At 55.2% G+C, this 13,199-nt stretch carries 11 protein-coding genes; 2 read left to right on the top strand and 9 right to left on the bottom strand.

The window, feature by feature from the left end; all coding sequences use genetic code 11:
• Positions 1 to 709: 709 nt before the first annotated feature.
• The 6 genes from EF096_RS10720 to EF096_RS10695 all read right to left on the bottom strand — a co-directional run bounded on the left by EF096_RS10720 (position 710) and on the right by EF096_RS10695 (position 6,279).
• Positions 710 to 1,591, bottom strand: a complete 882-nt coding sequence (locus EF096_RS10720; protein ID WP_123889621.1) for a hypothetical protein — start codon at positions 1,589 to 1,591, stop codon at positions 710 to 712.
• Complete coding sequence (locus EF096_RS10715) at positions 1,591 to 3,159, bottom strand: hypothetical protein (RefSeq protein WP_123889620.1); 1,569 nt, start codon at positions 3,157 to 3,159, stop codon at positions 1,591 to 1,593. The genes EF096_RS10720 and EF096_RS10715 overlap by 1 nt, the downstream gene beginning before the upstream one ends.
• Positions 3,160 to 3,176: 17 nt before the next feature.
• Positions 3,177 to 4,241, bottom strand: a complete 1,065-nt coding sequence (locus tag EF096_RS10710; RefSeq protein WP_123889619.1) for a helix-turn-helix transcriptional regulator — start codon at positions 4,239 to 4,241, stop codon at positions 3,177 to 3,179.
• Between the two features lie 670 nt (positions 4,242 to 4,911).
• Positions 4,912 to 5,265, bottom strand: a complete 354-nt coding sequence (locus EF096_RS10705; protein ID WP_123889618.1) for a hypothetical protein — start codon at positions 5,263 to 5,265, stop codon at positions 4,912 to 4,914.
• A 73-nt stretch (positions 5,266 to 5,338) separates the two neighbouring features.
• Positions 5,339 to 5,740: a DUF6957 family protein gene (locus tag EF096_RS10700; RefSeq protein WP_235869711.1), complete on the bottom strand. Its 402-nt coding sequence runs from the start codon at positions 5,738 to 5,740 to the stop codon at positions 5,339 to 5,341.
• Between the two features lie 98 nt (positions 5,741 to 5,838).
• Complete coding sequence (locus EF096_RS10695) at positions 5,839 to 6,279, bottom strand: hypothetical protein (RefSeq protein WP_123889617.1); 441 nt, start codon at positions 6,277 to 6,279, stop codon at positions 5,839 to 5,841.
• Between the two features lie 111 nt (positions 6,280 to 6,390).
• On the opposite strand from EF096_RS10695, the gene EF096_RS10690 reads away from it, so the two are divergent.
• Positions 6,391 to 6,651, top strand: coding sequence for a helix-turn-helix domain-containing protein (locus EF096_RS10690; RefSeq protein WP_123889616.1), 261 nt, complete (start codon positions 6,391 to 6,393; stop codon positions 6,649 to 6,651).
• A gap of 68 nt (positions 6,652 to 6,719) precedes the next feature.
• Positions 6,720 to 7,451 (top strand): metallophosphatase domain-containing protein, encoded by a 732-nt coding sequence (locus EF096_RS10685; RefSeq protein ID WP_123889615.1) that lies wholly within the window; start codon positions 6,720 to 6,722, stop codon positions 7,449 to 7,451.
• Between the two features lie 836 nt (positions 7,452 to 8,287).
• Here EF096_RS10685 and EF096_RS10680 read toward each other — a convergent pair.
• From EF096_RS10680 to EF096_RS20940, 3 genes are all read right to left on the bottom strand, one after another.
• Positions 8,288 to 11,173: a glycosyltransferase family 2 protein gene (locus tag EF096_RS10680; protein WP_256671256.1), complete on the bottom strand. Its 2,886-nt coding sequence runs from the start codon at positions 11,171 to 11,173 to the stop codon at positions 8,288 to 8,290.
• Between the two features lie 118 nt (positions 11,174 to 11,291).
• Positions 11,292 to 12,116 carry a glycosyltransferase gene (locus EF096_RS10675; protein WP_235869714.1) on the bottom strand — a complete coding sequence of 275 codons (825 nt, stop codon included), beginning with the start codon at positions 12,114 to 12,116 and terminating at the stop codon, positions 11,292 to 11,294.
• Positions 12,116 to 13,012, bottom strand: coding sequence for a hypothetical protein (locus tag EF096_RS20940; protein WP_123889612.1), 897 nt, complete (start codon positions 13,010 to 13,012; stop codon positions 12,116 to 12,118). The genes EF096_RS10675 and EF096_RS20940 overlap by 1 nt, the downstream gene beginning before the upstream one ends.
• Positions 13,013 to 13,199 lie beyond the last annotated feature (187 nt).

Raw genomic sequence — 13,199 nt, 5'->3', positions numbered from 1 at the left:
GAACCAGCAACGCGGCATCGTGCTTGAACTCAGTTGAAAACGTACGACGTTGTCTTGTCATGGAACACCTCAGCTATGGCGGTAAATTTACCACCCATTTCGGTGTCCGGGATTAGTAGACCACTACTGGGGCAGCCTATGATGTCGTCGAAGGTTATCTGCTTTTGATCGGCGCCTGCGGCGTAATGCTCAGCCAAGATGAAAACCCGATTTTCTACGTCAACGCATCGCAGGTGTCGAAGGTGTCGGGGGGCGGTGTTTTGGGGTTGCAGCAGCCTGTCGAGAGTTGCCCGCTAGAGCAACTCTCCAACTCGTAATGAGCCGAGAGCCACTCAAGCGGGTCTGGTAGGTCAGCGGCGAGCGAATGTAAGAGCTAGCCGCCATACTGCGGACGCCAGCGCATTTGCGCGTTGCAGAGTCGGCTTGGGATTCAGTACGAGGTGATACTGGGATTCCAGCTTGATGAGCCTACCGCGCAATTATCGCTCCTCTGCCGGCGACACATCAGCCTGGCGGAGTCCAACCTCAATCGCACTGCGATAGCCCTAGTACTCCCTCGAAAAACTGTCGTTGTTAAGCGCCAGGGTATAGGGCAGGAACTTATAGACGGTGAGAGAAGCGACGCACGACTGTGATATCGCGTGATCGGGCAGGTCGGTCTGCAGCACGAGGCGAGGAGCCGCTTAAGGCTCCTCGGGGGGGACGTGGATTACAGTAGGTTCAGCAGGTCCAGTGTGGTGATAGTCGCCAACGCGGCGCAGCCAATGGCTAGGCCGCTCATGAATATCTTGTGGTGGTTTGCACGCTGGCTCAGCGCGGCCATTTGCACCTGCATATCTTGAACGACTTGCTCGCGAGCCATGTCGAGGCGGTTGTTTTCCTGCAGTTCTTCGATCAGCGCATGGATGGCCTGGTCGTGCTGCTCCAGCGTCTGCTTCTTCTCCTCCAGTGCCTGATCCAGGAGGCTCAAGCGCTCTGCCTTGACCTCGAGCAGGGATTGGATGCTGCTGATGTCCTGCTGGCTCTTCTGCATCAGCACCGCCTTGTTCGACAGTGTGTTCTTGATGCTGTCGATCTCGGCGTTGTGCTTTAGCACCATCTGCGCCTTGAGCTGCAGCTTGTCGCGCAGCTCGGCGATTTTCTGCTGGTTCACCTCGATCTTGTTCTGGGTGGACTTGGAGCCGTCGAGAATCTTCACGAAGATGTCGTTGGCCCGGTCGGCGAACTGGCGCCCGGTGTCGGACAGCTCCTGCAACTGCCCGTCGCTGTCTTTCCAGCCGTTGCGGCAGCGGTCTTCGAGTTCGCCGATGACCGCGGCGAGGAACGAATAGCTCATCGCATTGAGGGTGATCACTTCCTGAATCAGCCCGAGCATCATTTCATTGATCTTGTTCTGCGAACGGGAAATGTCCACCAGATCCTTGCGCGAGCTTGAGAAGGCGCTCTTGAACAGCCCTCGGTTTTCAATGGCTGCGGCTTGGCTGTTGCTATTCTCGATGCAGGCCTCGATATCCTTGATGACGCAGAGGAAATCGGTGGCGACGTTGGCCGGTGTTTTGTTGTTGGCCAGTACGAGTGGTTGGGCGCTCATCAAAATTGCTCCAGTAGATTATCCAACGCCCTTACCGAACTCTGGTAAGAGGCAATGCTTCTTTGCGTTTCCTCGCGGCTTTCCTGTACCCCGATCCAGCTCTCCTCGAACTGGATGCGCAGCGTCTGCGCGGTCATCGTCATGTTCTTGTTCGCCGAGTCGAGCATCAGCACGGTCTGCTTGATCTTCAGCAGGCCGATACTCTGGCCCCGATGGACGTCGGCTAACTGCTTGTTGCGAAAGGCGATGGCGTCCTTGATCCGATCGAATGCCAGCACGGTGAACAGGGTCAGGCTGCCGGTTATGATGCCCGCTATGATGGGGGCAAGCTCGCCGGCGACCGGGGCGAGCAGGGCGATGCTCTCTAGCGCTTTTTTGATGGTTTCTTCCAGCGCCAGGCCCACGCAGGTGGCGAGGGCCGCCGACAGCAGGCGCAGCACCTCGAAGGCGATCTCGCCTTTGGTCATGTCCGCCGGTGGCGCCACTATGACCTTGATCGAGCGCGCCAGCGCCAGCACTGCCTCGCGAATGAGGGTGACTATGTTCTTGGCGGTGGTGATGAAGGAGTTGATCACCAGGGTGATCAACGTCGAGAAGAAGCCGCTGAGGCCGGCGCTAGCGCCTTCCTTGAGGTACTCGGCCCATTTCTCGCGCAGACTCCTGAAGGTCGCCTGCAGGCGGTCTTGGACCATTTCTAGCAGCGAGCGAGCGCCATTGAAGCCTTCGCGTACCAGATAGCGCACGTCGTCGATCAGCCCCTGCACCACGTCCTTGAGGATCATCCCCAGGGCCTGACGCAGAGCCAGGTAGCCGGCGGCCTTGCCGCCTTCGACCAGCAGCTCGCCACCCTGCTTCATCAGCACCGCTTTCTTCTGCGCGCCCTCGACGGCGGCCTTCGCTTCTCTGTGCTTTTCCTTGAGGACCCTATCATCAAGGTCGTAGGTCTCGGCATTAGTCTTGCTTGGATCCTTGCTGTTGGGCCTCTGCGCCCATACCAGCAGATCCTCGTCGCCCTTGGAGGAGTTCATGCTAAAGCTGGTGAGGACCACGTTCTGATCCTGCGTAGCGGTTTGCACCCGCTCTTCGCGGGTCTGTGCCAGATGCCCGCGGGAGGAACGCTCCACTTCGCTGGCGGGTACTAAGTGGTCGCGCGCCGCGGTGCGTGGCCCTTCGGGTAGCTCGGTACCCGGCTTGCGGTAGCCGTCATGATACTTGCCATCCGGGCTTTTCATGTCGGGGAAGCGCTTGTCGAGCTGGGCATCGTAGTCCGTGCGCTCGAAGTTGCTGTCGTTGGCCCTGGTCCACTGTGCATGGCGCGCACCGTCGCTATCGTTAGCGACCACGCCCTTCTCGAAGTTGTGCATCGAGGTAATCGCGCCGCCGTCGCGGTCATCGAACAGTGCTCGGCTCAGGCCAAACGGGCCGAGCACCTGGTCGATCAGCATGTTCTGGAAGCTTTCGACGAAATCACGCTGCTGCCTTTGATTGGGCGCGCTGTTGATCTGCTGAAGGAGTACTTCCACCTGGTCGTCGATGTCGATGATCAGGTCGTCCTTGTGCATTGCCATGTCGGTGTCCTTGGCGTTTAGAGGGGCGAGTGGGTGGCGGCGGGATACGGTGCGCTTGGCGGCACCTGGCTGTGCATGGGTGTTGCGTAGAATGTGTTCATGCGGGCGACCCGCTGGGAAATTTCATCCACCCACACGAACGGTGCGTGGATGCGAATGTTCTCGTTCAGGCCGAAGTTCCACCACAGCGTCTCCTGGTCTAGCAGTACCTGGGCGTGCAGCCGCTGCCACGGGCTGTCGCTGATCGGCGTCGGGCTTTGTTGCTGGCTGAGCGGTGTCTCGTTTAGCAACCAGGCGACCTGCGGTGATACATTGGCGACTAGTTCTACCTGCTCAATGGGGGCGGTGGTGTTGAGATCTTGGCGGATATAGTTGTCGATCTGGAAGTCGTCGTGGGCGCGGGCCGCTGCTTCCAGGCACTCGGCCTGGTGGATGCGATGCAGGGCGAATTGGCGCAGGTCGTCATAGCCATCGACGCTGCCGATCAGGTAACTGATGGCGTGGCGCGAGACCAGTCCTGCGGGGTGGATCAACAGCCGCTTGAGCTCTGTTTTGCTGCGGCTCAAGTAGTTGATCTGCAGTTGTTTTTGTTCAAGCAGGGCGGTGGAGGTTTGCTCCCAGACCTGCGAGGCGATCTGTGCAGGTTGCAAGGACTTGCCATTTGGGTGGGCTCGAACCCTGCGAGCCCAGTGCGCCAGGCCATTGTTCTCTAAGTTGTCTAGGTAATCGCGGGCCATCCGGAACTGGGGGCCGAGCTGATCCAGAACGCTCTGTGGCAGTAGTGTCTTTAGGGGGCTTTCCGCGAGGTACAGTGCCAGTGCCGTGGGAGTGTCCATGGCCGACAAATCGATAGGCGCATTTTCCGAAAGGCACCAGCGAAATGGTGGGGAGCTCTCGTCACGCTGTAGTGCAGATGGGATCGACAGTCGGTCAAGGTCGCGTTGCACTGTGCGCAGGCTTATTGAGAAACCGTCATCCTTGAGTTTCTCTAGCACGGTTGTGGTCGCAATGCGGCCCGGTGCTCTTGGGATAAGGCGCAGCAGCGCGATAAGTCTCAAGAGCGTGTCCTTAGCTTCGGACATCGTTACTTCCCTGTCGTATCGAAATGGGTATGCTTTGTTGGCGCCACTTATATGGCGAATCTAACCCATTACGTGGCAAATTGCCACTTCAGCGATAAGCTGCGTAGCCCGAACGAGCGAAACTAGCCGCTAGGGCCTCTAGGCGGGTTGCTCGACGCTCAAGAAGGTCTAACGAGCGGCACCAAGGGCAGTGATCGAAGCACTCTTTTGTGGTGGTGCTATCCCCATCGTGGGGCACCATCGTCTGCTGCCATTCACAATGGCGGCAGCATTGGGTCAGAGCTGTTCTCATACGCCGAGTCTCCTTTGCGAGGCGCTTGCAGAGGACATTACCTGGTGATAGCGACAGAACCTGTCGCGCTGAAACACTGAGATCTGTGATGGATCAAACTCGTGTCGCTTCTGTTGCGTCACAGCCGCTCTATGCCATGTTGGGCTTCGTCTTCAATTGATGAGCCTATGTCCGCTCAGAAAAAACTGAATTGCCCGTAATTCCTAGCCATTCAACAGGCGGAAGCGACGGGCAACTTTTGGCCGTTACCTGCCTGTTCTCAACGGGAAAATCGCCTGAGTAGTGAGCCACTACACGCCGCGCTCCCTACCTTAGTAAGAGGATGCACACGGTTTCTCAGCCCACTCTCAGCACTCCGCCTGATGGCTATCTAATTCATTAATGCAGCTGAGCCGGCGTAAAATGCGACGCCGCCAAGTTGAGCGAAAAGAAACTATCGAGGGACTCTCTGCCTCCATTGGCGTCAAACGTCACCACTACATACAGGCTGCCGGTTTTGGTATGCAACGCCCAGAAGCCATAGTGTTGCTCTGCGCTCATCACGTCTGACGTTATGATGCGATGTCCGTTGGCAAAGCGCCCATACTTGTCCGCCCTTTCGTGGCAAAACACAGCACCAAAGGCAGAGCGGGCAACGATGCGGGCATCTAAAATATAACCAGTTACAGGCAGCCCAAACCAAAGCCTTAGCGCCTGAAGCAGCTTTCTCTTCGAGTCGCTATCTATATCCACGCTGACGTCCCTTCGCTGCGCCTGAACGCTCCAAGCGGTCTGATTTTGGAAAGGAAAGCCCGGGCTGACTTGGTCATATCAACAACCCAAGGGTTTTAAGATCTGTTCGCTTGCGGACGCCGTCGCCGAGCAGCAGATAATTGGTGTTTCTGGTCTGAAACACGAACCCCTCAGAAAAGGAGCGGAGCGCCGTGCTTCGCACAAAAGCTCCACTCTCTCCCCAGCGCCGCGCTGAGTCGTAGACGATGTTATGGGCGAACATAACCACCGGCTTAACGCCCGCCAGCTGCAATTCCCCTTGGAGCCTGTCGGGGATGTCTAGGTCTAGCCATATCCAGTCCCGCACCAGGCAGAATGTTGAATCCGCAAAGGCATTAAGGGCGTAGGCAAGCGCTTCTTCGTCTGTCATCGATGTGCCTTGCATGGCTTCGCCAAGACCATACAGAACGTCCCCTATTCGTTGAATTGGATCCAATCTCAAATCTCCTCATGCGCATCTAGTCTGCGCAGTACTCGTCACCCAGGCCGGTAGCACCTGGTTCAAGGTTTCAGGCAGCTGGGTTACCGCCTTTATTACTGGGCGGCTGGACACTGGCGCCTGCGCAGTTCGCACTGGAGCGCTTTGGTCAAGCTGCGCACGTCTTCTTGCTGCAGCCGTCGGCGCGGGAACTGCGCTTCATTCACCATCCGATCGCACAAGAATCCGAAATTGATATAGAAGTTTTCTCGACAGCTCTCTTGTTCGCTCATAACCAAGAACAGCTTGGTCAACACGAAACCTTCAGCGCCTCTAGATCGCTCGAACCACTCAGCGGCATGATCTAGCAGTTCGTTAGCTGAGAAATTTCGTCCGCCACTTCCATCATCAAACTCCTCCTGTTGTTCGAGCCCGAAAACCTGTGCGACTACTGCTGCCGCATAATTACTCCGGTCCTCCGGCGGTATGACTCTCGCCCTCCAGTCGACGATATTTGCCACGAGTTCTCTGAAAGTTGGTTCGCTACCGGCACACATTGACACCTCCCGTTTAATCTCGTTAAATCCAAATATCTGTTTATCGGATATCCGTAAAGACGGAAGATAGATTTACAGTGGCGGCCTGTCAAGTCACCGGGCGCAAATCACATGGTTAGTTCGATTCACCGCGACGAATACGTGGTACTGCTCAGGCTACTGCGCCAGTACCGGGTGGAGTCAGGATTGACTCAAGGGCAGTTCGCGCAAGCGTTGGAACGTCCACAGTCGTTCGTGAGCGACATGGAGAGAGGCTTCCGTCGAATCGATCTGATTCAGCTACGCGATATATGCGAGGTGCTGAACATAAGTCTGCTCGACTTCGTCAGCCGCTTTGAAGCCGAGCTTTCAGCACCTAACCAAAGCAGATAGCCTGCGACCGGGTCACCGCAACGATCGGGTCAAGGCCAGTTGTTATTCATATGGTAAAAGGTAGTTGTATGAAGCACACACTCGAGCACAAAAGCCTTACCTGCGTCTGCATTTCCGACACCCACGGCCTTCACGCAGAGCTTCCTGTATTACCGGAAGGTGATGTCTTGATTCACGCTGGAGACTGCCTCGGCAACGGCAGTGTTAGATCTCTCGAATCGTTTGCGGAGTGGTTTGAGAGTCAGCCTCACAAACACAAGATCCTTGTCGCAGGCAATCACGACCTCGCGTTACAAAATCACCCGGAACTGATCCCGAAACTCCTGCCAACAACTCACTACCTGCAGGACAACGGTGTCGAGATCGAAGGCGTCAAATTCTGGGGCTCCCCCTGGACTCCCCGCTTTCACAGCGGTGCATTCATGCTGGATCGAGGCTGGGCACTTGAAGAACGCTGGTCCCTCATCCCGGATGACACCGATGTACTTGTCACTCACGGGCCACCCCACCTGTCTGGAGATATGGCAATTGACGACACCCTTCGAGTAAATGTCGGATGCGAGTGCCTGCTTCGCCGCACCCGAGACCTGCCATTGCAGGTCCATGTGTTTGGGCATATCCATGAGGGGTACGGGTTATATCAGCGAGGCGCGCAGCGGCTGATCAATGCATGCTCTTGCACGGAGTATTACGAACCGACCAATCACGCGGTGGTGTTCACGCTAGACACAATGAACCGCTCCGGTAATTTATTCAGCACGGGCAGTCGACCAAGGCAGCCCCCATACTCTTTTGGTTAACCAAGATCGTGATAGAGGCATTCGATTGTAAGCGTATCCCACTTGTGCAAATCACCGGCAATGGCCCCGGCGAAAAAAGCATTGGGAGCACTCCCACTCTCGACGTTACATTCAACCTAGCAAAGCTAACGGAACCCAAGGGTAACCAGGTCTTCATCCGAAACGCTCGCGTCGCTGAGCAGCCCAATAACGGGCCGCTAGTAGTGAGTGCGCACTGCTTTAGCAGCAGCGCTCTGCTCCAGCTACAGCACATGCTTAGAGGCATCAGCGAGGAGCTAGCCCAGCGCCTTGGTTGCCCGCCGTCCGCTGGTCTTACTGCCATTCTCTGTTTTTCTGAGATCGCGCATGCTGTGCGTGTAGATCGCGCGCCCCTGGTACCGTCGCTTGCACGTCCTTCCGAAATGGGTAGAAGAAAACCGTTGGCATGTGTGTTTCATAACTGGCTAGGTGAGCGAAGACTAGCCATGAAGATTGGCAGACACTCTCCTGATCTCATCACATGGCCTAGTTTTCATTACCCAGGCCCGGATGGCGGAACAGAACAAGCTAACCCGCTGCAAAGGCTTCTGAACATATTCAACGAGCAGCAGCCTTGTGAATCCCTTCGTCGAGAGCTTCAATTGCTCGCTGGCGCCTCTAACAACTCGTGGCTAGCCTCGCTAACCCCAGCCACTCTTGAGGACTTGGAAGTCAGTTTTTTTCTGCCCAGAAACACGCAACATACCAAGCAATGGTGGCTATATGACAATGAGGCCTCGACTGCCGTCGACCTGATACTCAAGCGCCTGATATGGAGCCAGCAGTACCTAGCCAGTTTGTAGTTTGCTGAAGGAGGTTTATGGTTCACCCTGCAACGAAGGCATTGTAAAAATATCTGATAAGACCCTGAACGCCTCTTCTTTGCGTGAAGAAGAGTAGTCCTCTCGATCGTGGTAGTAGCAATAGATATCGTCGATGTGAACCGGCCGCTCCGCCAACTCGCTCATTGGCAGCATGGTCGCGTAGTCCGAAACCATGTCGATCCATTCTCCGTCCCGATCCCGAAAGTAGCTTTTGGGCACCCTATCGAACAACGACTTTCTGAATGCACGCATATGCGCCCAAACGTTCCCGCCACCATGCCGGCGCGCACTATCGTAAACAGGTGTGTAGAGCTGCGCAGGTTTGGATGGCCGGAACATCGTTCCGTTGATCAAATCTGCACCAGCTGCGACTTCTTCATGAAGCCGCTCAACCACTCTCGACGACATCAGCGCATCATCCTGGTCAAGGACGACAATCAGTGACTCAGGGTTAGTGCAAATACGTTCAATAGCTTCAATAAAATTCGGCATGTAGCCTTGGCGCTGCTCTCGCCGAATAAGGGTAGTTCTCGCAAGCAAATCGCGCAGTAGCGAGGGAATCCTGGCCTGCCAAGCTACGCTTCCTCCATCCTCAATCAGGATGATGCCGAAAGCTTGAGAGCGCTGCTTTCGCAGAGAGTCCAAACAGCGCTTCAGTTTTTCTACCGGAGTATCCCTGCCCTTCAACAGAAAAACGACACTCTCAGCACGTACCGGATAGCGCCAATGCGCGTCGGGCACCAGGTCGAAATGGTTCTTTTGGCCATCGGGTACCAACCCTTGCCCTATCAGGTCTCGCAACAGAGGCAAGTTGATACAGGCCTTATCCTCGTTCCGCGGATGAATATAAAAAGATCGGCTATCACCACCTCTTAGGCTGGCTAATCCAGCCTTAGGCTGAAGTCGCTCTACCGCCCTGTGCCAGGTCAGTTCAAATTTACCGGCAGCGCTGGGATTGGGTATCGGCAGTTGTTTGAAGAGTTTCTTCAGATCAAGGAGGCAGAAGCGCACCTCTGGAACGTGACCACCAGCGGGTGAACTGTAAGGGTTAAAGCCCGACTTACTCTGAGGGATGTTGAAGCCCACTGAAAGCACACCGGGATCACTGCAAGCATGTTTCATATCCACCAAATAGTCATGCCTTACGTCACACCTACCAATCAGCACATCACTGTCACATTGCAACACAAATTGCGTGTCGATTTGCTCAAATGCCCATAGCTGCGGATAAAGCGGCGCGCGGCCGCTAGTATGAGTATCTAGAACAGTTTCGTTTGCGAACCAGCGTGAGTAGACATCACGGATAATACTCTCTGTGTTCGGCGAGATAAGAACCGCATCAATCACACCTTCAGCTTTCAGACGCTCCGCGATCGCCAAAACATCCTTCAGGCTTCCGCTGCTATATTCGCGCAAAAAGGGGCCTTCAAAGGTATCAACCGCCAAGCAGATTCGTCTGAACCTCGATGGATAACCGAGCTGACTCACAATGTGCTCGACTTGAGGGCGCAGCACATCCGCATCTTGTGCGCAGGCTTTGATGAGCAGTGTGGTCTCGCTATCAAGATAGAATGCTTCAGGTTCATCCTTAGGCGATTCAACGTCGTGAAGCGCGCATACCAGGCGGCCAAAGAAGCTTTCAAATCCAGGCAGTCCTTTAAGGCTTTGATGCTGAGGGATGGTTGACTCTCGCCTCACCAGCTCCTGATCGCGGTAACCCAGCACACCTATCGCGTAGAGCCTGGCAGCCGAGTCAACAAATCGCGGAACAGAGAACGGCACGATATCCGAACCGATATCGATGTTTACCAAGCGACCTGCATGGGTCAAACGCAGGTTGGCCCTACTGACGTTCGACACAACCAATCCGGCATTGAAGCAGTCAGCAAGAAAAGCAAACACCCGATCTTCTGGCAGGAATTCGGGCAGCTCGCGATAGTCTTTCCAATCATAACGGCATCGGATAGCTCCACCAGCAGAACCCTCCCACGAGAGGTGAGGTGCAATGGTGGATGGAGCGCTGCGCAAACGTTCGGCCAGCTTGGTAGCCTCGGCCCAAGTCATGCCCCACGGGTAAAAGCGTTTGACTACCTGGCTGTTTTCCAGCGTTACAACGCCCTCCAAACCAAACCCCAAAACAGGCAACCCCTCGTCCAGTATCGCAACCCAGCGCTCCACTGCACGTGCCAGTCGGAAACGCTGGCGAGCCCATTCCTGCTTGATCCGATTCTCGCTCGTTACCTGCCCCGAGAGCGAGTAATAGCAATAGATCGGCGTTCCAACAACGGCCCCCTTCTCCGGCTTAAAAACAAGCAACGATGCCACTAACCAATGGTCTTCTGCGCTACGAATATCCGGATAACGAATGCTCGATTGAGTTCGCAATATCAGGTTGCATGAAGGAAGCTCTTGCTCCTGATCACCAAGACAAAATGCCTGTATGAACGCGAGCAGTCGAGTGCGGTTGAGCAGCAAAGCTTTGTCCGCGACGTTGATCCTCGAGAGAGTACTTTGGCCCATACGAAGGTAGTTGCTGCCGATCACATATTGCGCCCCGCTGGCGTTGCCTTCTGCGACTAAAGTTTCTAACGAATCCTCAGCAGCTAGCACATCATCGGCATCCAGACGGGCAACCCACTCGGCGCGGGGCAAGTGATCATCAACATAGTCCAGTAAGGCATTTCTTGCCCTGGCTGCAGTACCGCAATTGCCATGTAAAACGACCACACCCGGGTGCTCCAGCGTGATCCTGCACGCCTCCTTCCAATCATCTGTCGACTGATCATCAAGGATGACAACACACGCCTCACCAGATTGAAAAAGCGTTTGCCGCATGGCTGACTCCAGTGCGGCGGGCAAATGATCGCGCTGATTGTGCAACGCAATCGCGATGATGACTTGAGCATCACGAGCAACCTGAGATACAGCCTTGGAACACGATATGTTCCGTGATGATAGTCCGACTGAGAGTTGCTTTGGAGCTGTGCGTTGGTAGTTGCTAGCCGGCAGTGTGGGTACCAGTGATTTGGCTTTCGTCGAATCCGAAATAGGCGTTTGCGCGCTCAAAGAACTGCTTCCTTATTGCAGGTGTCATCCGTCGTCCGTGAAGCTGATAAAACATGGCGAGCCCTCGAAGCTTCTCAGCCCCGCCTTTTCTGGAAAGCTGGTCGGCCGCGGTACCAAGATACCAAGTAGCGGTGTGCTTACCAGTAAACCCGAAAGACACGCTCGGTAAGGACAGCACTCGTACAGCCAGGTCACGGTCATTACAACTTGCCAACCCCTCTGTGAAGGCCCCTGCGCCGACCAACGTTCGGAGGGATATGAACGTGTTGGAGCCCTGCCACCCCGGATTGCCAGCGAGAAAGTCGTCTGCGGTTAACGCGACTGGTGGCGTGGTAGGAACCTCTATACCTTCTTTACACAGCCGCAAACCAGAGACGATAACACTTGGCATGTCGTTCGCCATTGCACAGTCACAGCACAGCTGCAGGTGGTCGGTGTCCCAAGCATCATCGTCGTCAAGTATCGCAATATAGGCAGCCGGCCAACTAGCCCGAATTAGCTCGATGCCCGTGTTCCAGCTGCCGGCGGCACCATGTGTCCCCTTGTTATTCAAAAAATGCACAGGGACTCCCTCAACACACCCCCGTAGCTGATCTTGCTCACTCTCAGTTAGTGGCCTCTCATCGGAAACCACAATCAACACATCCGGCTTACGTTCCTGAGAGGAAATGCTGGGTAATGATCTACCAAACAAGTACTCAAAGCGGGGCTTAGTCGCAACCAGTGCAATTAGCGGAGGGAAAGCGCCGGCAAGCATCATGCTTCGACGGCGCTATCAAGGGTGGGAAAGTACTCGTTTGAGGTACTCTGTTCTGCCGTTCGGTCTCGGAGATTGCGGGTCCAGGCGGTGCGCAGAAGAGGCGTGTCCACGCCAAGCTGCTCTGCGTAGCTCTGCAGGGCAGCAACATCCTTAGGTAAGCAGCGCCCTCCCCAGCCTCTAAGCCCATCCGGCCCTGGAACCTGCCAGTGAGTCGTCCCCATCCGCTCATGGTCCTGATGAAATGCGCGCTGAAGCTGATCCCAAGTACACTGGCTACCGCTGCGCTGGAAGATATCGAACATCTCGTTCATAAAGCTAACCTTCATAGCCAAGAAAGCGTTTTCTTGATACTTCAAGAACGCAGCACTCACGGCGTCTGGGAGGATCAATGTGCGCATCTCGCCAGTGATATTACTGTGGTCGTGGAAAAGCTCAGCCACAACATGGCAGTCTCTCTCATTACCGCCAAGTACCAACGAGCGCATCGAGAGCATATCTTCAATTGGGCTAGCTTCACGCAGAAACTCAGGACTGACTACTAGCCGCAACGTAGGGTACTGAGCAAACGCTTGTGCCACTGCATCAGGAGGGACTGCAGACTTTACGCAAATGACGGGGTAACAACCAGGACTCTTGCCCGATGCCCGCTGGAGGCCATCTATTACCTCGTGAAAAGCTGTCAGATCAGCATTTCCATCTATTTTCGCGGGAGTGGGTACCGCCAAAAAGATAATTCGGCAGCTCGAGACCAGTGCCTCTATGCTCGATGACTGAGTCCCTAACTGCGGGTCACATATTCTGACATCGCAGCGCAAGTCAAATGCAGCTTGCAGCGCTTTGCCCACAGTTCCAAAACCGACAATGCCAATCACTGGCCTCGCAGTGTTCTTCATTCACAGCACTCACAGATTGAATGAGAGCTAAAGTCTTGAGTAACTGACCCTAGTCCCTGGGTATAACGCAAAAGCACTTTTTCGCCGTAAGCCCGCACAGAACGACTTGGACGCGAGACTTTATCAGTCGATATTAGGCCCAGCAAGAATCGAAGCGTATTACGCGCACTAGACGCAACTGTGCCTA

It is taken from the genome of Pseudomonas neustonica (assembly GCF_003797945.1).
Classification (GTDB): domain Bacteria; phylum Pseudomonadota; class Gammaproteobacteria; order Pseudomonadales; family Pseudomonadaceae; genus Halopseudomonas; species Halopseudomonas neustonica.
This window is presented reverse-complemented; position numbering and strand designations above follow the sequence as displayed.